This is a genomic window from Desulfofundulus sp. TPOSR (genome assembly GCF_011393055.1).
Lineage (GTDB): Bacteria > Bacillota > Desulfotomaculia > Desulfotomaculales > Desulfovirgulaceae > Desulfofundulus > Desulfofundulus kuznetsovii.
Genome location: NZ_JAAOEF010000004.1, coordinates 467947 through 490396, shown reverse-complemented (window position 1 = coordinate 490396; position 22450 = coordinate 467947). Strand labels below are relative to the sequence as shown.

Genomic DNA, 22450 nt, shown 5'->3' with positions numbered 1-22450 from the left:
GTTTGAACGGTCTTACCGGCAAGATCGTGGCTCTGGGGCTGGTTCTGGCCCTCTTCGGGGCCGGAATGGGCATGGCTCAGGGGGCCAGCTTGCAGGAAAAGCTGCAGGAGACCAGGCAAAAGCTCTACCAGGAACAACAAAAAGTGCGGGCGTCAAAACAGGAAGTGCGCGGCTACGCGGACCGGGTGGCCGAATCGGAGCGGGCCATCGCGGCTACGGAACAGCGCATCCGTGAACTGGATGAAAACCTGCAGGTGGCCCTGCGGGAGGTTAACCGCGCCCGGCAGGAATTGGCCGAGGCTGAAGCAAAGCTGGAAGAAAGCCGCCAGGTGATGAAACAGCGCCTGCGGGAAATATACCAGTGGGGAGAAATCAACTACCTGGAAGTTCTGCTGGCCGCCCGGGATTTCAGCGATTTTATCAACCGCTACGAGTTATTAAAACGGGTGGTGGCCCGGGATGCGGCCATAGTGGACGATTTTACGGCCCGGCGCCAGGAAGTGGCCGAAAAGAAGGCCCGGCTGGAGGAGCGGCGGGACCGCATAATAGCTTTGATGCGGCAGCAGCAGGCCGCCCGGCAGCAGCTGGTGGAACAGCAAAGGCAGCAAAAGGTGCTGCTGGCCCAGGCGCAGCAAGAATTGAGCCGTCACGAGGAAGAGGCGGAAAGGTTAAAGGCCCAGGAGCAGGAAATTTTGCGGCAGATCGCCCTGGAAAGGGCCCGCAGCCACCCCTCGGCGCCCCGGGGCAGCGGTGTGATGACCTGGCCGGTACCCGGTTACTCGTCCATTTCCTCGGGGTTTGGCTCCCGCCGCCACCCCATTCTGGGTTATGTGCGCATGCATAACGGCATTGATATCCCGGCTCCCACGGGTACGCCGGTAGTGGCCGCCCAGGAAGGAACGGTCATTTACGTCGGCTACATGAGCGGCTACGGCAATATGGTCATGCTCGATCACGGCGGTGGCATAACCACCCTTTACGCCCACCTTTCGGCCCAGCTGGTTTCTGTCGGCCAGGAGGTGGACAAGGGGCAAACCATTGCCCGGGTGGGTAGCACGGGAATGTCCACCGGTCCCCACCTGCACTTTGCCGTCATGGTCAACGGTTCGCCGGTGAATCCCATGGGTTATTTGTAATTTTGATCCCTGCCGCGATTCCGGATATTCCGGAACCGCGGTTTATTGTTTTTTCCGGGCTGGCTCCCTTCCGGTTCATTTGTCCGGCAACTGTTGTAATTACCCCGGCGTTGTTGTAGTATAATACGTGTGTACAGGAAAGATAAGGCAGGTGGGTGTGAAGGTGGGCACGACAAATTATCACCGGACGGGAAGCAGATGGGTCCGCTGGCTGGCTGCCTTAAGCGTCGTGGTTTTTTTAATTATCGTGGCTTTTGGAGGCATGCTGGCCAGTAACTATAAGCACCTGGGGACCCTGCTGGAGGTTATTCATCTGGTCCGCACCAGGTACCTGGAACCGGTGAGCGCCACTACGCTTATTGACGGGGCCATTCGCGGCCTGGTCAAATCTCTGAACGATCCCTATTCGGTTTACCTGGACCCCGGGGAATATGCCCGCTTGCAGGAGCAAATCCGGGGGAGTTTTGGCGGTCTGGGCATTCTGGTGGGCATTAAAGAGGAACACCTGACGGTGGTGCGGTCCTACCAGGGTACGCCGGCCTACCGGGCCGGGATTAAACAGGGGGACGTGATTATTCGCATCGACGACCGGGATGCCCGGGGGATGGACCTGGATACGGCCGTGAGCATGATGCGCGGGCCGGCGGGCACGAAAGTCAAGTTAACTATCGCTCGCAAGGGAGTGCCTCAACCCTGGGATGTAAATCTGGTCCGGGAGGAGATTAGCGTACCCACCGTAGAAGGTAAAATGATACCGGGCAAAGGAATCGGCTATATTTCCCTGACCCAGTTTACCGAAAAAACGCCGGAAGAACTGGAGGCCACCATTTCCCGGTTGAAAAAAGAAGGAATGCGGGCAGTTCTCCTGGACTTGCGCAACAATCCGGGGGGTGAGCTGCGCTCGGCAGTAAAGGTGGCCAGCTACTTTATACCCCGGGGGCCGGTGGTTTACATCCAGTATCGTTCCGGTCGGGAGGAAACATATTCCTCGGAAGGGAAAAACCTCAACCTCCCTCTGGTGGTGCTCATTAACCGGGCCAGCGCCAGTGCGGCTGAGATTCTGGCCGGGGCGGTAAAAGACACCAGGGCGGGTATCCTGGTGGGAGAGAAAACCTTCGGCAAGGGCATTGTGCAAACGGTTTTTGATCTGGACAACGGTGCCGGTCTGAAACTAACCACGGCCCGTTACCTGACCCCCTCGCGCCACGACATCCATAAAAAAGGGATTACTCCGGATGTGGTGGTGGAACAGGAGCCCCAGGCGGAAGTGGATCTGCAGCTGGAACGGGCCATCGAAATCCTGGAAAGCGAGATGGCCAGGGCAGCTTGACGTGGAAAGAGTGGTGAAGAAATGTTCCCCTTTAGCCAGATATTACCGGCAATGATTGCCACCCTGGCCACTGTGTTTTTCGACCCCCTGTTCTGGGTGGTGGTGCTGCTGGTGGCCCTGCAGTACCGGCGCATGGCCGCCGTCAGGAGGGAATTTTTCGGCCTGCCGGGTGCTGGCGGGGTGTGGCGTGACACTCTGGCCGCCACGGGGTACGGCCTTCTGGGCGGCTTTCTGGGCAGTTTCCTCATGGTGCTGATCGGACTTTCCCTTACAGGTTCCGGCCTGATTTATCTCTGGCCGGTGGCCATTTTATTAATGTTGATCAATGCCCGGTTTCTCTGTTTTGCCTATGCCGGGGGGGTGCTGTCGCTCAGCAATCTCCTTTTCGGCTTTCCGGAAGTACACATCGCCCAGGTGCTGGCCCTGGTGGCCATTTTACACCTGGTGGAAAGCGCGTTGATTCTGGCCAGCGGCCACCTGGGAGCCGTGCCGGTTTACTTTAAATCGCCCGCCGGGCGGGTGATCGGTGGGTTTACTTTACAGCGTTTCTGGCCCATTCCCATTGTTGCCCTGGCTGTGGTCGGTCCGGCGGCGGTACAGCAGGGGGTGGCCATGCCCGATTGGTGGCCCCTGCTCAAACCGGGAGTTAACGGTGATGCGAAGGATCTGGTCTACACCCTCATCCCGGTGGTGGCCGGGCTCGGTTACGGGGACCTGGCCGTTTCCCGCAGTCCGGGAGAGAAGAGCCGCCTTTCAGCCCTTTTTCTGGGCGCCTACAGCCTCTGCCTGCTCCTCCTGGCAGTACTGTCCCAGTATGTCCGCGGTCTGGCATTTCTGGCCGCCCTCTTTTCCCCCCTGGGACATGAAATGGTTATCTATACCGGCAAAAAAATGGAATTTTTACGGCGCCCCCTTTTTGTACCCCCGACCCGGGGGGTGGGGGTGCTGGATGTGGTACAGGACAGTCCGGCCTGGCGGGCGGGGATTCGCTCGGGGGATGTGGTGTTGTTCCTGAACCAGCACCAGGTAAATTCCCGCCCCGAGCTGGAGATGGTTCTGGCCAACGTTTGGGGTCCGGTGGAGGTGCAGTTCCTGCGCGGGCCGGAGCAGGTCTTTCACCGGGAGGTGGTGTTCCGGGCTCCGGGCCGGCCCTTTGGTTTTGTACCCGTACCCGACGGCAGTGAGGAAGCCGTCATGGACCTCTCCACCGCCGGCCCCCTGGGGCGCTGGTGGCAGGACTTCTGGCGGCGCATCAGGCGTTGATCTTTCTGCAGTACTGCCCTCGAAACCGGATATAATTTGCCGTTGACACATGCCGGAAGCCGGGGCTATAATCGTTTATGAAAAAAGGTGGTGAAACGCATGTGTGAAGCAAATGCTTACCTGCGTAAAGATGGTAAGGAAGAACTCTTTTTAGAAAATGTGGACCGGGTGATCCCCCACGAGGACGGGATTTTGCTTGAGGACATCTTCGGGCGGCGCAAAATAGTGAAGGCCAAAATTGTGGAGCTGGCCCTGGTGGATCACCGCATTATTTTAGAGAAAGAAGAATAAGCAGCATGACAAAGGCTTAAAGCGAAAGGGGCAAGGGGCAGTGAAACCTGCCCCTTTTCCTTGGTGGCGAAGCAAGCGGAGCGAACGGCGTGTGGGTTTTAGTCTTTAATGGATACTGTCACAAAACTGGAAACTAAATGGGCGGCGGTCGTCCCTTAAGTAGCGACATTGCGGAGGGCCGGATACGAAACACGGCGCTGCCGAGGTTAGCGAACCGGCAGCGCGAATCGCGCTGATGACAGTATCATATAGAATGATTAAGCTGCTTTATGCTATAACTATCCATGACAAAAAAAGATTTTCGGCGCATATGCAGCGCTGCCAGGTTCGCTCCGAGGCAAGCCGATGTTTCGTCCGGCCCGTAGCACGGAGCGACGGGGGACGACCGCCGCCCCGGGTAGTTATGCGACAGTATATAGTGGCGGGGTGAGATAGTTGTTCTGGTTGCAGGAAAGCCTGTTCGGCGACCCCGGGTGGGATCTCTCCGGGATAAACGATATGGCCGTCCTGGAGGAAAAGGTCAAAACATGCAACCGCTGCGGCCTGCGGGCGGGCTGCCAGGGAGTGGTTTTTGGCGAGGGCAACCCCGCGGCCAAGGTGGTGCTCTGCGGTGAAGGGCCAGGGGCCGACGAAGATCGTTTGGGCCGGCCCTTTGTGGGGAAAGCCGGCCAGCTGCTGGACAAGATTTTAGAGGCCTGCGGCTTCGGGCGTTTTGAGCACGTTTACATACTGAACACCGTAAAATGCCGGCCTCCCGGCAACCGGATACCCACCGAAGAGGAGCGGGCGGCCTGCCGTCCCAACCTGGAGGCCCAGCTGCGCATTTTACAGCCCCGGATTATGGTCCTGCTGGGGGCCACCGCCCTGCAGGCCGTCCTGGACCCCCGGGGGCGCATTACCCGGGACCGGGGGCGCTGGGTGGAAAAAAACGGGGTTTGGATCATGCCCACCTACCACCCGGCGGCCTTACTGCGCAACCCCAACTTGAAAAGGGATACGTGGGAGGACTTCAAGCAGGTGGTGGCCAAGTACCGGGAGCTGATCGACCCCAACCACTACTCTCCCCACTGCTGAAATCGCCACGGAGCGACGGGGGACGGCCGTTACCCGTGCAAAAAAAACAGAAGATGAAAATGGCTGTCGTTTTGCACGAAGCGAGCGACCTTGAGCCGAGCAGGTGCCAAACTTAGCGAGACCGAGGGCGGAGGCGGGGCCGAGGGCATGGATGCCCGAGGCCGGCCCCTGAGGCATGGATGCCGAATGGGCCGGGAACCCCGCCGGAGCCCGAGGTCGAGCGCTAGTTTGGCCTGCGAGGCGAACGGAGCGAGCGCGTGCAAAACGGCAGGTAAGGGTAGGTAAGCCGATATTTCGTCCGGCCCGTAGCACGGAGCGACCCAGCCCAGCACTCACTGGAACACCTTTCTCTTTGGAATAGCTATTGCTCATGTGACTGCAACGCTACTTCGAAAGAAGTGCTTTACCAGTGAGTGCTGGGTGAGTGCTGGGCCGCCCCGGGTTAGTTATGCGTCAGTATCCGCTAGTGGTTCTGACAGGTCCCGGCAGGTCCGGGGGCCAGGCCGTAACGCCCCTGCGCCGGGCCTGGATTAAAAGCGCGATGAACCTCCGCTCCGCGGTATTAATCTTGAAAATTACATAATCAACCATTTCATTATCCACCAGGTGAAATTCCCTTAGGGCTTCCTGCCATTCCCGGCGGGCCTCGTCAATGATTTCCACCAGGGTGGGCATCCGGCGCTGGCAAAACGATCCCATCCATCTTGAAATGCTCCTGAGCACTAATTGCCAGAAAACCAGCAGTTTGTTCAAGGGGACCACCTCCCATAACCTATGGTTATGAGCCCGTAGCCCTCTGTAGAAGGGCTTTTTTTGTTGAATGCAAAAGCCCGGGCTCAATTATATTTCCGGCAGCGGGTAAGCATAATACCCTTAAGATACCAAAGGTTCACTGTCCATGGCAGCATGTTGGAGCTTTCACTGCGGGGAGGGTCTTAGATGACGGTCCGGTGCGCCGGGTGGAAGAGGGCCGGGCTGCCTATCTTCCTGGCCGTATTGCTAATTTTAACTGGATGTCCCGGGCGGGGTGAACAGGAGCAACAGATGACCCCCCAGCTGCGGATTGCCGTCAGCCTGGCCGATATGCAGCGGGACGGCAACCAGATCATCAAACAGGTGATGAACCGGCGCAGGCGCGAGGAAAAGGTGGACATCACCTGGCTTGATGCGAAAAATGATCCCGCGCAGCAGGAAAAACAGCTGAAGCAGCTTGCCGGACGGCGGGTTAAAGCCGTGGTGCTCCAGGCGGTGGATCCGGCGAGTGCCCCCCGTCTTGTGCAGCAGCTGGTACAGAATAATATCAAGGTGGTGGCCCTGGAAACCCTGCCCGCCAATACACCGGTGGATGCCTACGTGGCCTCAGATCACGCCAGGGCGGGAGAGCTGCAGGCCCAATTCATTAACGAGGCCCTCCGGCAGGCCGCCGGTTTGCCTGCCGGGACGGGCGCTTCCCCCGGCGGCCAGGGCGGCCAGACCGGCGGGCAAGGTCAGGGCCAGGCGGGCGGCCAGGGCGATCAGGCCGGCGGCCAAGGGCAGGGTACCGCCCAGATGACCATGCCCGGCAGGCAGCTTCCTTCCAGACGACCCCTTAACGTAATGATCCTGGCCGGTGATCCCCGGGACAACGCCGCCCGGGAAATTGTGGCCGCGGCCCGGAAAGCGCTGGAGGCCAACCCCCAGGTGCGGGTGGTGGAAGAGGCCCGGCAGCCGGGAAATCAGCCGGCCATGGCCAGCCTTGCCGTGCAGCAGGCCCTGGCCGGGTTCAACAATAAAATTGATGTTATTCTGGCCAGTGACAGCCGGCTGGCCATAGCCGCGGTGGAGGTCCTCAAAGCGGCGGGCTTAAACAACCGCGTGCTTACAGTGGGGGTGGGGGCTGATAGAGAGGCTTCCCGGGCCCTGCTGGCCGGGGAGCACGATGCGGAAGTGGACACCAGGCCCGAATTGCTGGGGCAGTACGCCCTGGACGCGGCGGTGGGCCTGGCCAGAACGGGACACTGGCAGTACGACACCCGGGTGACCAGCGGCGATTACAGCATTCCGGCCCGCATTGTACCCGTACGATTGATTCAGTCCGCCAACGCCTATTTGCTGCAGGAGCGCTGGGGAAAGGAAGTGGTCCAGAAGCAGGGCGGCGGCCAGGGTCAGGGTGAAACTCAAACTGGAGGAAGCGATCAGAGCGGGGGTTCCCCCGAACAGGGTGACCAGGGCGGCCAGGCCGGTGGGGGTAAACAAAAGCCCCGGACTACTTTGCGCATTACCACCCGCGAGGGAAAAACGGTGGAGGTGCAGATCCAGGGCGAAGTACAGCGTATTGAAAGTGTGGAGGGCGGCCGGGCCGGCCTCCAGCAGCAAATGCCCATGCCGGCCGGGGGAGCCGGCGGCGGTGGCGGCGGTCCCGCCGGTCCCGGCGGAGGAGGCGCCGGCGGTGGAGGCGGTGGAGGCGGTATGTAAGCAAAGCGGCACTGCCTTTGAAAAAACTGGATAACAAAAGACCATCTCCCCGGGAAGAGGAGATGGTCTTTTTGCACCCGGACCGCAAAATATAGTATAATACTTCGTTACAGGGCAATCTGGTTATCTGGTTACTTAACGGGAGGAGAACCCCTTTTGAAAGTACGCATCAACGACTGCCTTCTGGGCGGAAAACCGGCCTATGATGTGCAAATAGTCCACAAGGGCGCGACGGTGCAGGATTACCTTGATGCCTTAAACGATTTTATCCGGAAACACTGTCCTCCCTGCAACGGCTGCACCGCCTGCTGCTGGGAGAGGGTCCCCCTTACCTACCCCGATGTGGCTGCTTTCCTGCGGGACGGCCGGTTCGAACGGCAGTTCCAGGGAATGCCAGCGGCCCTGTCATCCTTCCTGGAGCAGTACGGTTACGTTTATGTGGAAGGGCCGGTGGTGGACATCAGCCTGGGGTTTAAATCCGATGGCTCCTGCATTTTCCTGGACACCCGGCGGGGCCGGTGCTCCATTTATCGCCTGCGCCCCCTGGTCTGCCAGACCTACACCTGCCGCCGGGCCACCCGGCGGGCCAGGGAACTCAGGGGCGTGGTGGTGAATGCCGGCATGGATGAACTGGTCCGGCGCTGGCTCCTGGAGAGCCGCCGCTGCGGCCGGCCGCCGGTGATCCACGAAGGCCGCCGGCCCAACCCCCGCCTGCGGGATTATCCTCCCGGAGGTTTCAGCGGCAGGGAGCGCTTTGCAGAGGTCCGGTTGAAGAATCTCTGCCCGCCCGGGCTGTGGCGGGAATTGTATGGTTTGCCTGGAACTGGCTCCGGCCACATTGACAGGCAATTAAAAGGGGGATAGAATCAATTAAGAAGCGGGGTGGTAAAGTTGTCTTACCAGGAGCGTCCTTTCAAACTGAAATCGGATTTCCAGCCCCGGGGCGACCAGCCCGGGGCCATTGCCCGGCTGGTGGAAGGGCTGCAAAAGGGCTACCCCATGCAAACCCTTTTGGGTGTCACCGGTTCCGGGAAGACCTATACCATGGCCCAGGTAATCCAGGCGGTACAGCGCCCCACCCTGGTGCTGGCCCCCAACAAGACCCTGGCCGCCCAGCTCTGCAGCGAGTTCCGGGAGTTCTTTCCCGAGAACGCGGTGGAATACTTTATCAGCTATTATGACTATTACCAGCCCGAAGCCTATATACCGCAGACCGATACCTATATCGAAAAGGATTCCTCCATCAACGACGAGATAGATAAGCTGCGCCACTCGGCCACCTGCGCCCTTTTTGAGCGGCGGGACGTGATCATTGTGGCCAGCGTATCCTGCATCTACGGCCTGGGTGACCCCGAGGAATACCGCACCCTGGTGCTCTCCTTGCGCAAGGGGGGTACCTATGACCGGGATGCGGTGCTGCGCAAGCTGGTGGAGATCCAGTACGAGCGCAACGATGTGAACTTCACCCGGGGAAAGTTCCGGGTGCTGGGGGATGTGGTGGAGGTCTTCCCCGCCTCCTACACCGAAAGGGCCATCCGTATCGATTTCTTCGGGGACGAAATCGAGCGGTTGCTGGAGTTCGACGTGCTCACCGGGGAGATCATCGGGGAGCGCCAGCACGTGTCCATCTTCCCGGCCAGCCATTACACCGTTTCCCGGCCCCGCATGGAAAGGGCCATCGCGGCCATTGAGGCCGAACTGGAGGAGAGGCTGGCCGAGCTGCGGAAGCAGGGCAAGCTGCTGGAGGCCCAGCGGCTGGAGCAGCGGACCCGGTACGACATCGAGATGATGCGGGAGATGGGTTACTGCAAGGGCATTGAGAACTACTCCCGCCACCTGACGGGCCGGGCTCCCGGGGAGCCGCCCTATACCCTGCTGGACTACTTCCCCCAGGACTTCCTGCTCTTCATTGACGAATCCCACGTGGCCGTGCCCCAGGTGCGGGGGATGTACGAGGGTGACCGCTCCCGCAAGGCGGCCCTGGTGGAATACGGCTTCCGCCTGCCCTCGGCCTTTGACAACCGGCCCCTCAAGTTTGAGGAGTTCGAGCGGAAGATCAACCAGGTCATCTTCGTCTCCGCCACCCCCGGCCCCTATGAACTGGAGCGCAGCAGCCAGGTGGTGGAGCAGATCATCCGGCCCACCGGGCTGGTGGACCCCGAGCTTTCGGTGCGGCCCACCCGGGGCCAGATCGACGACCTGGTGGCGGAGATCCGGCAGCGGGTGGCCAAAAACCAGCGGGTGCTGGTGACCACCCTGACCAAGAAAATGGCCGAGGATCTCACCGACTACCTGCGGGAGCTGGGCATCAAGGTGCGCTACATGCACTCGGAGATCAACGCCATCGAGCGCATGGAAATTGTGCGGGACCTGCGCCTGGGGGTCTTCGACGTGCTGGTGGGGATCAACCTGTTGCGGGAGGGCCTGGACCTGCCCGAGGTCAGCCTGGTGGCCATCCTGGATGCCGACAAGGAGGGCTACCTGCGCTCCGAGCGCTCCCTGATCCAGACCATCGGCCGGGCCGCCCGCAACGCGGAGGGCAAGGTGATCCTCTATGCCGACCGCATTACCGAATCCATGGACCGGGCAATCAAGGAAACGGAACGCCGGCGCCGCATCCAGATGGAATACAACCAGAAACACGGCATTGTCCCCCGTACGGTGGTCAAGGGGGTGCGGGACGTGATTGAGGCCACCCGGGTGGCGGAGCCAAAGGCCGCTTACCAGGCCAAGGATAAGCCCCGGCCGAAGAAGCGGACCAGGAAAGAGCTGAAGCAGTTGATTGCCCGCCTGGAAAAGGAAATGCGGGAAGCCGCCCGCCACCTGGAGTTCGAAAAGGCGGCGGAGCTGCGGGATGCGATCATCGAACTGCGGCTGGAGCTCCAGGGCCTCGACAGGCGCCTGGTGCCCATAGGGGAAGTGGTGGGAGAGTAGATCAGGCCCATACCTTCGAAAGGTCTACGGCCAGTCCCGGAAAAATTTCCGGTTTAAAGAGTTCGTTACCGGTGGCCCGGCTGACCAGGTTGTAGGCCCCTTCCTCCAGGCGGTACTCTTCCACCGTGGTGGTGTCGGGGTCGACCAGCCAGTAATAGCACACCCCGTAAAGGGCGTATACGTGGGCTTTGGTGATCTTGTCCCTGCGGGAAGTATTGGGGGAAAGGATTTCCACTACCAGGTCGGGGGCACCGGCAATGTTTTTCTCGGTTATAATTTCCGCCCTGGCGTGGGAGACAAAAATGAGGTCCGGTTGGGCAATGCTGATATTGGAAAAGATCACGTCCAGGGGAGCATCGAAAACCTCCCCCAGGTTGTGTTCAAGGACATAAGCGTCGACAATCCGCTGCAGGTTGCGGGAAACCCGCTGGTGGCGGGTGGTGGGGGAGGGCGTCACGTGCAGCACCCCTTCCAGGATTTCATAACGGTTACCGTCGTCGGGCAGGTCAAGATAATCCTCATAGGTGAGGATGATCTTCCCTGCCGGGGGAGTGGGGATACTCATGGCCGGGCCTCCTTTGCGCTCAAATATTCCTGAGCGGCTTTTGTTTTGCTACCGTCAATTGTATAATATATCCCCGGAACAGTCAAAGGGGTCCCTTTGCTCTTTTCCGTGGCGCTATAGTCCGGCAAAGGGCATTATATGGAGGAAGAGTTATGCTGGAAAAAATTGTCGTTAAGGGAGCACGGGTGCACAACCTTAAAAATATTGACGTGGAGATTCCCCGGGGAAAGCTGGTGGTGCTGACCGGCCTTTCCGGCTCCGGGAAGTCTTCCCTGGCCTTCGACACCATCTACGCCGAAGGCCAGCGCCGCTACGTGGAATCCCTGTCGGCTTATGCCCGTCAGTTCCTGGGCCAGATGGACAAGCCGGACGTGGACTACATCGAAGGTCTTTCCCCGGCCATCTCCATTGACCAGAAAACCACCAGCCACAACCCCCGTTCCACCGTGGGGACGGTGACGGAAATATACGATTACCTGCGCCTCATTTTTGCCCGGGTGGGCCGGGCCCACTGCCCGTCCTGCGGCAGGCCCATTTCCCGGCAGACGGTGGAGCAGATGGTGGATCAGCTCACGACCCTGCCGGAAGGTACCCGCCTGCAGATTCTGGCCCCGGTGGTGCGGGGCAAGAAGGGCGAGCACCAGAAGGTGCTGGAGGAAATCCGGAGAAGCGGCTTTTCCCGGGTGCGGGTGGACGGCGAGGTCAGGGACCTGGCCGAGGGGGTCAAGCTGGATAAGAATAAAAAGCACACCATAGAAGTAGTGGTGGACCGGGTGATCGTCCGCCCCGGCGTGGCCCGGCGCCTGGCCGACTCCCTGGAGACGGCCCTGGGCATGGCCGGGGGCGTGGCCCTGGCCGCCGTGGTGGACGGCCCCGAGATGCTGTTCAACGAGAACTTTGCCTGTCCGGAATGCGGCATCAGCCTGCCGGAGATAGCCCCCCGCCTGTTCTCCTTCAACAGCCCCTACGGGGCCTGCCCGGTGTGTACCGGTCTGGGGGTGAAGCGGGAGATTGACCCCGACCTGGTCATTCCCGACAGGCGCAAGTCCATTGCCGATGGGGCCATAGAGGGCTGGTTCCGCGGTACCAACGCCTATGCGTGCCTGGAAGCACTGGCCGAAAAGTACGGCTTTTCCCTTTCCACCCCGGTGGCCGAGCTGACTGAAGAGCAGCTGGATAAAATCCTTTACGGCACCGGTACGGAGAAAATCCTGGTCAATTACCGGGACGCCTCCGGCCGGCGGCACCAGTACGTGGCCACCTTTGAGGGGGTAATCAACAACCTTTCCCGGCGCTACCGGGAGACCACTTCCCCCCACATCCGGGAGGAAATCGAGCGGTACATGAACGACCGCCCCTGCCCGGCCTGCGGCGGAGCCCGCCTGCGGCCCGAGGCCCTGGCGGTGAAGCTGGGGGGGCTCTCCATTGTGGAAGTCACCCGCCTCTCCGTAAAGGAAGCGCTGGATTTTTTCCGTCGTCTTGACCTGACGGAAAGGGAGCGGCTCATTGCCCGGCAGGTGCTCAAAGAGATCAACGCCCGGCTCGGTTTTCTGGTCAACGTGGGTTTGGACTACCTCACCCTGGACCGGGCGGCGGGTACGCTTTCCGGCGGGGAGGCCCAGCGCATCCGCCTGGCCACCCAGATTGGCAGCGGGCTGACCGGGGTGCTTTACATCCTTGATGAGCCCAGCATCGGCCTGCACCAGCGGGACAACCAGCGGCTTCTGGACACCCTGCTGCACCTGCGGGACCTGGGCAACACGGTGATCGTGGTGGAACACGACGAGGATACCATCCGCACGGCGGACCACATCATCGACATCGGCCCGGGAGCCGGGGAGCACGGGGGCAGGGTGGTGGCCCAGGGTACCCTGGAGGACATCCTCAATAACCCCGACTCCATTACCGGCCAGTATTTAAGCGGCCGCCGCTTCATTCCCGTCCCGGCTGTGCGCCGGAAGCCCAACGGCAAGGTACTTGAGGTGATCGGGGCGGCCGAACACAACCTCAAGGAGATAGACGTGACCTTCCCTCTGGGGGTGTTCATCTGCGTCACCGGGGTTTCCGGTTCGGGCAAGAGCACCCTGGTGAATGAAATCCTGTACAAGTACCTGGTCCGGGAGCTCCACGGCAGCCGCACCCAGCCGGGGGCTTGCCGGGAGATCAGGGGCACCGAGCACCTGGACAAGGTGATCAACGTGGACCAGTCCCCCATCGGCCGCACGCCCCGCTCCAACCCGGCCACCTATACCGGGGTGTTCAACGACATCCGGGATCTTTTTGCCAGCCTGCCCGAGGCCCGGATGCGGGGCTACAAGCCGGGCCGCTTCAGCTTCAACGTCAAGGGCGGGCGTTGCGAGGCCTGTGCCGGGGACGGCATCATCAAGATTGAAATGCACTTTTTACCCGACGTCTACGTGCCCTGTGAGGTCTGCAAGGGCCGGCGCTACAACCGGGAGACCCTGGAGGTAAAATATAAGGGCAGGAACATTGCCGACGTACTGGACATGACGGTGGACCAGGCGGTGGAGTTTTTCCGCCACATCCCCAAGATCCACCGGCGGCTGAAAACCCTGCAGGACGTGGGTCTGGGCTACATCCGCCTGGGCCAGCCGGCACCGGAGCTTTCCGGGGGTGAGGCCCAGCGGGTTAAGCTGGCCACCGAGCTTTCCCGGCGTTCCAACGGCCGCACCCTGTACATCCTGGACGAACCCACCACCGGCCTGCACATGGCCGATGTGCACCGTCTGCTCCACGTGCTGCACCGCCTGGTGGAGGCCGGGGACACGGTGGTGGTCATCGAGCACAACCTGGACGTCATCAAGACCGCCGACTACATCATCGATCTGGGTCCCGAGGGCGGTGACGGCGGCGGCCGGGTGGTGGCCTGCGGCACCCCGGAAGAAGTGGCCCGGGTGAGCGAATCATACACCGGTCAGTTTCTGGCCCGGGTGCTGGCCGGTGCCCCCGTATCCCACCATTTCTTTGCCGGTGGAGCGGATACGCAGGGTTCGTCCTTGCTCGATGGGGTGCGTGCGGTGGGAGATTGATGACGGGGAGGGGATCAGGATGACACCCGAGGAAAAACTACAACACCTCCCGGACAAACCCGGCGTGTATCTCTTCCGCGATACGGCCGGGGAAATTATTTATGTGGGCAAGGCCGTTTCCCTGAAAAACCGGGTGCGTTCCTACTACCAGTCCGGCGCCCGGCTCAGTCCCAAGGTGCGGGCGCTGATGAACCGGGCGGCGGACTTTGAGTACATTGTGACGGACAACGAAGTCGAGGCCCTGATCCTGGAATCAAACCTGATCAAGGAGCATCGCCCCCGCTATAACATCTACCTTAAAGACGATAAAAGTTATCCTTACCTGAAAGTAACCCTGGGGGAGGACTTCCCCCGGGTGCACGTCACCCGCAGGGTGGTCAGGGACGGCTCCCGTTATTTCGGCCCCTACACTTCGGCGGGAGCGGTGCACGAAACCCTGGACCTTTTGCGCCGGCTCTTTCCCTTCCGCACCTGCAAGCAAAAACTGGCTGAGGGTGTGATGCCGGCCAGGCACCGTCCCTGCCTCAACTTTCACATCGGCCGCTGCCTGGCCCCCTGCTCGGGCCAGGTGGGCAGGGAGGAATACCGGGCCATGATCCGGGAGATCTGCCTGTTCCTGGAGGGCCGCCAGGACGACCTGATTAAGGAGCTCACCAGGCGCATGAACGAGGCGGCGGAAAAACTGGAATTTGAGCGGGCGGCCCGCCTGCGGGACCAGCTGCAGGCCGTGCGCCAGGTGCTGGAGAATCAGAAGGTGCTGTCAACCAGTAAGGAAGACCGGGACGTGGTGGCCCTGGCCCAAAATCATGACCTGTCCCTGGTGATGGTTTTCTTTGTGCGGGGCGGCAAGCTCATAGGCCGGGATCAATTCCTGGTGCCCGGTGCGGAAAACACCCCGGTGGAAGTGATCACCGCCTTTGTTAAGCAGTATTATGCCCGCGCCGATTTTATCCCCGGCGAAATTCTCCTTCCGGAAATAGACCCCCAGGAACGCCCGGCGATGGAAGAATGGCTTTCCGGCATCAGGGGGGGCAGGGTGCGCCTGGTGGTGCCCCGCCGGGGAGAAAAGAAACAACTGGTGGACCTGGCGGCCAAAAACGCCCTTCTGGCCCTGCAGGAGGTCGAGCGGGATCAGAAGTCCCGGGGGCAGGGCAGGGATGCCTGCGGGGAGCTGGCCCGGGAACTGGGCCTGGAGAGCATACCTTACCGCATCGAATGTTTTGACATATCCAATACCCAGGGCGAGGAAAGCGTGGCCTCCATGGTGGTTTTTGAGGAGGGGCGGCCGGCGCCCGACCAGTACCGGCGGTTTAAAATCCGCACCGTGGAAGGGCCAAACGACTTTGCCTCCCTGAAGGAAGTGATCACGCGCCGCTTTACCCGCGCCAGGGAAGAGCGGGAACTGATCCAGACCGGGCAGCTATCCACCAGGCAGGCCAGATTTTACCGCCTGCCCGACCTGGTCATTGTGGACGGGGGTAAAGGCCAGCTGTCGGCGGTACGGGAGGTCATGAAGGAGCTGGGCTTTGCCCATATCCCGGCCTTTGGCCTGGCCAAGGAGGAAGAATTGCTCTTTGCCGAGGGCCGCTCCGAGCCCATTCGCCTGCCCCGGGATTCCCGGGCCCTGCACCTGCTGCAGCACCTGCGGGATGAGGCTCACCGCTTTGCCGTGACCTACCACCGGCAGCTGCGCACCCGGCGTAACCTCAAGTCCCTTCTGGACGAGATCGAGGGCATCGGTCCCGTGCGCCGCCGGGCCCTGCTGAAAGCCTTCCCTTCCCTGGAGGATATGGCCCGGGCTACGGTGGAGGAGCTGGCCGCCGTGCCGGGGATGAACCGGGCGGCCGCCCTGGCCGTTTACCGTTTCTTACGTGGTTAGGACTGGTTTTTTCAGAAAACCATGGTATAATATCCAGAGAAATCTTGATTGCAATGTAACTACCGGCGCGGGCTGCAAATGTAATTTGGGGTAAATATTTATAATTTGTCATTCTGGAGGAATGAACCCTTGTACCGGTTGCTGGCCGTGGATCTGGACGACACCCTGCTGAATAAAGACCTGCGCATCGGTGAAGACAACCGGCGGGCCCTGGCCCTGGCCCGGCGTGCCGGCGTGGTGGTTACCCTGGCTACGGGGCGCATGTACCGGGCCACCCTGCCCTTTGCCCGGGAACTGGAGATCGACGCCCCTCTGATTACTTACCAGGGGGCTTTAGTCAAACACGCCGTCACCCGGGAGGTGGTGGTCCACCGGCCGGTGCCCCTCGCCTGCGCCCTGGACATAATTTCCCGGGTCCAGACCCGTGGTTACCACATCAATATCTACCTGGACGACCACCTTTACGTTGAGCGGCACACTGACGAAAGCAGGCTTTACCAGTCTATCTCCGGGGTCCAGGCCCGGGCAGTGGGGCCGCTCGTTCCTTTTTTGAAAGAAGCGGGGCAGGATCCCACCAAGGTACTGGTGATTGCCCCGGAAGAGAAACTGGACGAACTGGCCGCGGAATTAAAGCCCCTTTACGGGGATGACCTTCATATCACCAAGTCCAAGCCTTACTTTCTGGAATTCTCCCACCCGCAGGCCACCAAGGGGCACGCCCTGGCGGCGGTGGCCGCCGTTTACGGTTTCAAGCCCGCGGAGGTGATTGCCGTGGGGGACAGCTACAACGACCTGGAAATGATTGAATGGGCCGGTCTGGGAGTAGCGGTGGCCAATGCCCGGCCCCAGGTCAAGGCCCGGGCCGACTACGTTACGGCTTCCAATGAAGACGGCGGCGTGGCCCGGGTGGTGGAGAAATTTATCCTGGGTTGGGCCTGAAAAGGAGGGTCCGCATGAGGGGATTGGTTGCCGCCGTTGACCTGGGTGGTACGAAAATTTATACCGCCCTGGCTGACCAGAGCGGCCGCGTGCTGGCCGAAGTGGTGGTTCCCACCCGGCCCTGGGAGGGAGCCGGGGCAGTAATCGGACGGATTGTGGAGACGGTGGACCAGGTATTAAAACAGGCCGGGGAGCAAGGGCCGCCCCTGGCCCTGGGGATTGGTGCCCCCGGTCCTCTGAACGCCGCCACCGGGGTGGTGTACCAGGCGCCCAATCTGGGTTGGGACAATGTTCCCCTGAAGCAAAAGCTGGAGGAAATACTGGATGTTCCCGTGGTGGTGGACAATGATGCCAACCTGGCCGCCATGGGGGAATATGTCTACGGCGCCGGGCGCGGCGAGGAGGAGATGGTCTACATTACCGTCAGTACCGGTATCGGGGGCGGCCTGATCCTGCGGGGGCGGGTGTACCATGGTGCCGGCTACGGGGCCGGCGAAATCGGTCACATGACCATAGATCCCAACGGCCCCCGGTGTGGCTGCGGCAATTACGGCTGCCTGGAGGCCATGGCTTCCGGGACGGCCATGGCCCGGGAGGCCCGCCGCCTGGTGGAGTCCGGCGGGGGCAGGGCTATTCTGGAGGCGGCGGGAGGGGATGTGGACGCCATCACCGCCCGGGAGGTGGCCCGGGCGGCCGCCGCGGGTGACGGCGAGGCCCGGCAAATCATCATTAACGCCGGGCGGGCCCTGGGTATCGGCGTGGCCAACGTGATCAACCTGTTGAATCCGGCCCTGGTGGTGCTGGGGGGCGGAGCCATGCAGGTGGGACCGCTTTTATGGGACGCCATGGAAAGGGAAGTGTCCCGGCGCGCCTGGGCCCCTGCCCGCAGGAGGGTGCGGCTGGTGCCGGCGGAGCTGGGCGGGCGGTCCGGTTTAATGGGGGCGGTGGCCCTGGCCCTTCAGAAGGTGCGGGGGGAAAAACCTCCCAATCCCGTGGTATAAGGGGCGCTGTAATGGACTATTCTATGCATGTTACTCCTGAAACGATCCGGGCTATTGGGAAAGGAGGAGAGACGTTGCGCTTTGGCAAAGGGGAATGGCGCAACTTCGAGCGGGGTATTGAAAAGGAATGGCTGGTCACCAATGGTCTTGGTGGTTATGCCTCCTCCACCATTATCGGGGTCAATACCCGCAAGTACCACGGTCTGCTCGTGGCGTCCCTTTCCCCGCCGGTACAGCGCAATTTGCTTCTGGCCAAACTGGATGAACGCCTGGAAACCCCCCAGCGGACGTACAACCTGGCCACCAACCACACCGGGGGGGGCGTGACGGAATTCGGATTTGTCCACCTGCAGCAGGTACTGTTTAACCCATTTCCCACCTTTGTTTTTTCCTTTGGTGACATAACCCTGCAAAAGCAAATTTTTATGATCTACGGTGAAAACAGCACCGTCATCCTGTATCGCGTCATCAACGGTGCCGAACCGGCCGTCCTGCGCTTGACTCCCCTGGTCAACTGCCGGGATTTCCACTGGACCGTCCGGCGGGGGCAACTTAACTTTTGCCGGGAAAATATTCCCTACGGGGTGGCGGTAAAGGTGGTGCCACGGAATCCCGCCCTGCGCCTGGTTTGCAGTGAAGGTAAGTTCCACGGCCGCGATGACTGGTTTTACGATATGTTTTACGTGGAGGAACAGAGACGGGGTCTGGACGCCCGGGAGGATCATTTTATACCCGGCGATTTTACCATTTCTCTGGAGCCGCGGGAGACCAAAACCATTACTTTTATTGCCACCCTGGAGGAAGTTTTTACCCTCGATGGGAGAGCCCTTTTGGAGGTGGAAATTCGCCGCCTGCAGGAGCTGGTGAAAAGGGCCGGGTACCGGAGCGTTTTAGCCCGCCAGCTGGTGCAGGCCGCGGACAGCTTTATTGTCTACCGCCAGTCCACGGGCGCGAAAAGTATCATCGCCGGTTATCACTGGTTTAACGACTGGGGAAGGGACACCATGATTGCCCTGCCCGGGTTGACCCTGGTTACCCGGCGTTACGATGACGCCCGGGACATCCTGCTCACTTATGCCCGTTACTGCAAGGACGGGCTTCTGCCGAACATGTTTACCGATGCCGGCAGGGAGCCCCTTTACAACACGGTGGATGCTTCCCTGTGGTTTTTCTGGGCGGCCTGGAAGTACCTGCAGTACACACGGGACCATACCTTTGGCCGCGAAGTGATCTACCCGGTCCTCAAGGAGATTGTCTACCATTACATCAAGGGAACTCACTTTAACATTAAAGTGGACGAGGACGGGCTCCTGGCGGCAGGCTCTCCGGAGCTGCAGCTGACCTGGATGGATGCCAGGGTGGATCACTGGGTCGTCACGCCCCGCCACGGCAAGGCGGTGGAAATCAACGCCCTCTGGTACAATGCCCTGTGCGTATTGCGGGAACTGGCCGTCCGGTACGGGGATGCTTTTTCCTACCAGGACCTGCTGGAAAAGCACAGGGAAAGTTTTTTGCGGGAATTCTGGTTTGAGGAAAGCGGCTATCTCTACGATGTGGTCGGTGAGCAGGGGAAGGACGCTTCCCTGCGCCCCAACCAGGTTATTGCCTTAAGCCTGCCTTTCACCGTAGTTGATGCCGGAAGAGGGCGAAGGGTGCTGACCCGTGTCTGGCAGGAACTATACGCCACCTACGGGCTGCGCTCCTTATCCCCCGGCGACCCCCGGTACCGGGGGGTTTATAGCGGCGACCGGTGGCAGCGGGACGGAGCCTACCATCAGGGGACGGTCTGGAGCTGGTTGATCGGGCCATTTGTTACGGCCTGGCGCCAGGTGCACCATTACTCCCCGGCCAGCCGGCTGCAGGCGGCACGTTTCCTTGCTCCTTTCCAGGACCAGCTGCGGGACCACGGGGTGGGCTATATTTCCGAAATCTTTGACGGCAACGAGCCCGTTGTCCCCCGGGGGTGTATTGCCCAGGCCTGGGGTGTGGCGGAAGTGCTTCGGGCCTATGTGGAGGACGTGCTGGAAATCAGACCGCAATTTTAACAAATTTAGAGTTTTAAAATTTTTAATTAAAGAAGTTCCCTGTGAGAACGTTCGTTCTCTCCATATAATCATGAAAATCGATCAAGCAAGTTCAATCTGGAATTCGCTTTAGCGAATTCCGGTTATCCCGACGACTGACGACTGACGACCGACGACTATTTTCGAGGGAGGGGTTCATTTTGCCCGTTCTGGATGATGTACAGGCCATGTATAATGCCGATACGAAGGGAATGCTCAAGGCCCTGTGGGAGCTGCCCGAACAGTGTGCCCGGGCCTGGGAACTGGGGATGGCCGCCGACGTTTCTCCCATGGATGATCTCCGCCAGGTAGTGGTTACCGGCCTTGGTGGTTCGGCCATCGGGGGTGATCTCCTGCGGGTCTATGCCGCGCAGCGACTGGATGTGCCGGTGGTGGTCAACCGGGACTACGTGCTGCCCGAATTTGTGGGACCGCACACCCTGGTTTTTGCCGTCAGCTATTCCGGCAACACCGAGGAAACCTTGAGTGCCTATGCCCAGGCCCGGGAAAAAGGTGCTTCGCTTGTGGTCCTGACCACCGGCGGCAAATTGGGCGAAATGGCCAGGAACGACGGCGTGCCGGTGATTACCGTGCCCGGCGGCATTGCCCCCCGTTCGGCAACGGGATACCTTTTCATTCCCACCCTGGCCGTGCTTTACCGGATGGGCCTGTTGCCGGACCTCAGCCATGAGGTGGCCGAGTGCGTTTCCCTGCTGCAATCCATGCGGGAGGAGCTCAAGCCGGAAGTTCCGCGGGATTCCAACCAGGCCAAGATGCTGGCGGCCAGTTTCCACAATCGCATTCCCGTAATCTGGGGTTCCAGCGGGACCACGGAAGTGGTGGCCCAGCGCTGGAAAGGGCAGATCAATGAAAATGCCAAGGCCCCGGCCTGCTGGAACGTGTTTCCGGAGTTAAACCATAATGAGCTGGTCGGCTTTGAGTTTCCCGGTGAACTTCTGCGCCGGCTTTATGTGGTTATTTTGCGGGATCCCCGGGATCACCCGCGGGTGCAGAAGCGTTTTGCCATTACCCGCGAAATCATGGAAGGTGCGGTGGCCGGTGTTGTCGAAATAATGGCCCGGGGCAGCGGCGCCCTGGCCCGCATGTACTCCCTGGTGTATATCGGAGATTATGCCAGCGTGTACCTGGCCATGCTCTACGGCGTGGACCCCGGCCCGGTCAGGGTGATCGACACCCTCAAAGCCCGCCTGGCAGAGGAGTGAGCGGGACAACGCCGGGGAGCCTTTTGTATTCCGGTAAATGTTCGGTAAAACCGCTCTGTTTACTACAATGGCACGGCGTTGTCCAGAGCGAACGATTTTGCGGAGCGCCGGTAACAGCACCCGGTGAAGCGAGGCCGCCGGCTCGGCTCTCGAGGACGCATGATTAACTGTTCGGAAGAAGACACCGAAAACATATTAAGTTAAGATGTGACAACGAAGAATTATTAGTGCCGGGCAATCCGCAGAGAGCCAGAGCCGGCCCGAAGCGAACCGTGGTGCTGTCGGCGCGGAGCATATGAGTGAGCGGGACAACGCCGTGCCTTAAGCGGGTTAACTGAACACTTACGTATTCGGCAAATTGAGCCGGGCAACGAGTGGTGATAATTATGCGGCTGGTAATCGTGACCGGCCTTTCGGGGGCCGGTAAGACCCAGGCCTTAAGGATTCTGGAGGATCTGGGCTTCTTTTGTGTGGACAACCTGCCTCCCAGGCTCATTCCCAAATTTCTGGAGCTTTGTTCACAATCTTCCCGGGGGATTAATAAAATAGCAGTAGTGGTGGATATCCGCGGTGGGGAGTTTTTCGACGCCCTCTTTGAAGTGCTGGCCGGCCTGGAGCAGGAGGGGCTGCGCTACGAGATATTGTTCCTGGAAACCTCCGATGCCACCCTGGTCCGCCGGTACAAGGAGTCCCGCCGCAGCCACCCCCTGAGCGTGGACGGGGAGGTGCTGCAGAGCATACGGCAGGAAAGGGAGCGGCTGCGGGAACTGCGGGGGCGGGCCCATAAAATAATTGACACTTCCGAAATGACCCCCCAGCAGCTGAAAGAAGAGCTGGTCAGTTTATTTGGCGATAATGCCGGGGCGCCCCTGCGCATTACAATAATTTCCTTCGGGTACAAATACGGTATACCCCTGGACAGCGACCTGGTTTTTGACGTGCGTTTTTTGCCCAACCCCCATTACGACCCGGCGCTGCGCCCGCTGACCGGAAACGATCCGGCCGTGCGGGATTATGTCCTGCGCGCCCCGGTGAGCCAGGAATTCGTGAGCCGGTTCTACCAGTTTATTGATTTTCTACTTCCCCAATACATCCAGGAAGGGAAAACTACCCTGACCATTGCCGTTGGCTGCACCGGCGGCCAGCACCGTTCCGTAACCCTGGCCAACTGCCTGGGGGCCCACCTGGCGGAGCAGGGTTACCGGGTGGCCGTGCGGCACCGGGATCTTCCCCGTTAAGACAGGGGTG

Annotated in this window: 17 protein-coding genes; 15 read left to right on the top strand and 2 right to left on the bottom strand. The window is 60.6% G+C overall.

Annotated features, from left to right (window positions below):
- Positions 1-2: 2 nt before the first annotated feature.
- The 5 genes from G7K71_RS18095 to G7K71_RS18075 all read left to right on the top strand — a co-directional run bounded on the left by G7K71_RS18095 (position 3) and on the right by G7K71_RS18075 (position 5094).
- Positions 3-1136 carry a murein hydrolase activator EnvC gene (locus G7K71_RS18095; RefSeq protein WP_166349426.1) on the top strand — a complete coding sequence of 378 codons (1134 nt, stop codon included), beginning with the start codon at positions 3-5 and terminating at the stop codon, positions 1134-1136.
- Between the two features lie 163 nt (positions 1137-1299).
- Positions 1300-2466, top strand: a complete 1167-nt coding sequence (locus tag G7K71_RS18090) for a S41 family peptidase (RefSeq protein WP_313885027.1) — start codon at positions 1300-1302, stop codon at positions 2464-2466.
- A gap of 21 nt (positions 2467-2487) precedes the next feature.
- Entirely contained in the window at positions 2488-3729 is a 1242-nt protein-coding gene (locus tag G7K71_RS18085) for a PDZ domain-containing protein (protein ID WP_166349424.1), read from the top strand.
- 99 nt (positions 3730-3828) lie between these two features.
- Positions 3829-4020 (top strand): CooT family nickel-binding protein, encoded by a 192-nt coding sequence (locus tag G7K71_RS18080; RefSeq protein WP_013824306.1) that lies wholly within the window; start codon positions 3829-3831, stop codon positions 4018-4020.
- Positions 4021-4455: 435 nt separating this feature from the next.
- Entirely contained in the window at positions 4456-5094 is a 639-nt protein-coding gene (locus G7K71_RS18075; protein ID WP_013824305.1) for a uracil-DNA glycosylase family protein, read from the top strand.
- Positions 5095-5547: 453 nt separating this feature from the next.
- On the opposite strand, the gene G7K71_RS18070 is transcribed toward G7K71_RS18075, so the two are convergent.
- On the bottom strand, positions 5548-5847 hold the full coding sequence (locus G7K71_RS18070; protein ID WP_013824304.1) for a DUF2508 family protein: 300 nt from the start codon (positions 5845-5847) through the stop codon (positions 5548-5550).
- A gap of 186 nt (positions 5848-6033) precedes the next feature.
- Between G7K71_RS18070 and G7K71_RS18065 the strand changes: the two genes are divergently transcribed.
- The 3 genes from G7K71_RS18065 (at position 6034) to uvrB (ending at position 10482) form a co-directional block, all read left to right on the top strand.
- The gene (locus tag G7K71_RS18065) at positions 6034-7548 is read left to right on the top strand and encodes a substrate-binding domain-containing protein (RefSeq protein ID WP_166349422.1); all 1515 of its coding nucleotides are present in this window, start codon (positions 6034-6036) and stop codon (positions 7546-7548) included.
- Positions 7549-7704: 156 nt separating this feature from the next.
- Complete coding sequence (locus G7K71_RS18060; RefSeq protein WP_166349420.1) at positions 7705-8412, top strand: YkgJ family cysteine cluster protein; 708 nt, start codon at positions 7705-7707, stop codon at positions 8410-8412.
- A gap of 27 nt (positions 8413-8439) precedes the next feature.
- Positions 8440-10482 carry an excinuclease ABC subunit UvrB gene (gene uvrB, locus G7K71_RS18055; protein ID WP_166349417.1) on the top strand — a complete coding sequence of 681 codons (2043 nt, stop codon included), beginning with the start codon at positions 8440-8442 and terminating at the stop codon, positions 10480-10482.
- Position 10483: 1 nt separating this feature from the next.
- On the opposite strand, the gene G7K71_RS18050 is transcribed toward uvrB, so the two are convergent.
- The gene (locus G7K71_RS18050; protein WP_166349415.1) at positions 10484-11047 is read right to left on the bottom strand and encodes a Uma2 family endonuclease; all 564 of its coding nucleotides are present in this window, start codon (positions 11045-11047) and stop codon (positions 10484-10486) included.
- A 152-nt stretch (positions 11048-11199) separates the two neighbouring features.
- On the opposite strand from G7K71_RS18050, the gene uvrA reads away from it, so the two are divergent.
- The 7 genes from uvrA (at position 11200) to rapZ (ending at position 22440) form a co-directional block, all read left to right on the top strand.
- Positions 11200-14097 carry an excinuclease ABC subunit UvrA gene (gene uvrA, locus G7K71_RS18045; protein WP_166349412.1) on the top strand — a complete coding sequence of 966 codons (2898 nt, stop codon included), beginning with the start codon at positions 11200-11202 and terminating at the stop codon, positions 14095-14097.
- Between the two features lie 19 nt (positions 14098-14116).
- Entirely contained in the window at positions 14117-15976 is a 1860-nt protein-coding gene (uvrC, locus tag G7K71_RS18040; protein ID WP_166349409.1) for an excinuclease ABC subunit UvrC, read from the top strand.
- A 129-nt stretch (positions 15977-16105) separates the two neighbouring features.
- Positions 16106-16915 (top strand): Cof-type HAD-IIB family hydrolase, encoded by an 810-nt coding sequence (locus G7K71_RS18035; RefSeq protein ID WP_166349406.1) that lies wholly within the window; start codon positions 16106-16108, stop codon positions 16913-16915.
- 14 nt (positions 16916-16929) lie between these two features.
- Positions 16930-17916 (top strand): ROK family protein, encoded by a 987-nt coding sequence (locus G7K71_RS18030; RefSeq protein WP_166349403.1) that lies wholly within the window; start codon positions 16930-16932, stop codon positions 17914-17916.
- 74 nt (positions 17917-17990) lie between these two features.
- Entirely contained in the window at positions 17991-19961 is a 1971-nt protein-coding gene (locus G7K71_RS18025) for an amylo-alpha-1,6-glucosidase (RefSeq protein WP_166349400.1), read from the top strand.
- Positions 19962-20140: 179 nt separating this feature from the next.
- Positions 20141-21202 carry a bifunctional phosphoglucose/phosphomannose isomerase gene (locus G7K71_RS18020; protein WP_166349397.1) on the top strand — a complete coding sequence of 354 codons (1062 nt, stop codon included), beginning with the start codon at positions 20141-20143 and terminating at the stop codon, positions 21200-21202.
- Between the two features lie 386 nt (positions 21203-21588).
- Entirely contained in the window at positions 21589-22440 is an 852-nt protein-coding gene (gene rapZ, locus G7K71_RS18015) for an RNase adapter RapZ (RefSeq protein WP_013824292.1), read from the top strand.
- Positions 22441-22450: the final 10 nt, after the last annotated feature.

Excerpts from the sequence above, each read along its gene's own strand:
- G7K71_RS18085 (WP_166349424.1), top strand. The coding sequence starts at position 2,488 with ATGTTCCCCTTTAGCCAGATATTACCGGCAATGATTGCCACCCTGGCC.
- G7K71_RS18080 (WP_013824306.1), top strand. The coding sequence starts at position 3,829 with ATGTGTGAAGCAAATGCTTACCTGCGTAAAGATGGTAAGGAAGAACTC.
- G7K71_RS18065 (WP_166349422.1), top strand. The coding sequence starts at position 6,034 with ATGACGGTCCGGTGCGCCGGGTGGAAGAGGGCCGGGCTGCCTATCTTC.
- G7K71_RS18050 (WP_166349415.1), bottom strand. The coding sequence starts at position 11,047 with ATGAGTATCCCCACTCCCCCGGCAGGGAAGATCATCCTCACCTATGAG.
- uvrA (WP_166349412.1), top strand. The coding sequence starts at position 11,200 with ATGCTGGAAAAAATTGTCGTTAAGGGAGCACGGGTGCACAACCTTAAA.
- uvrC (WP_166349409.1), top strand. The coding sequence starts at position 14,117 with ATGACACCCGAGGAAAAACTACAACACCTCCCGGACAAACCCGGCGTG.
- G7K71_RS18030 (WP_166349403.1), top strand. The coding sequence starts at position 16,930 with ATGAGGGGATTGGTTGCCGCCGTTGACCTGGGTGGTACGAAAATTTAT.
- rapZ (WP_013824292.1), top strand. The coding sequence starts at position 21,589 with ATGCGGCTGGTAATCGTGACCGGCCTTTCGGGGGCCGGTAAGACCCAG.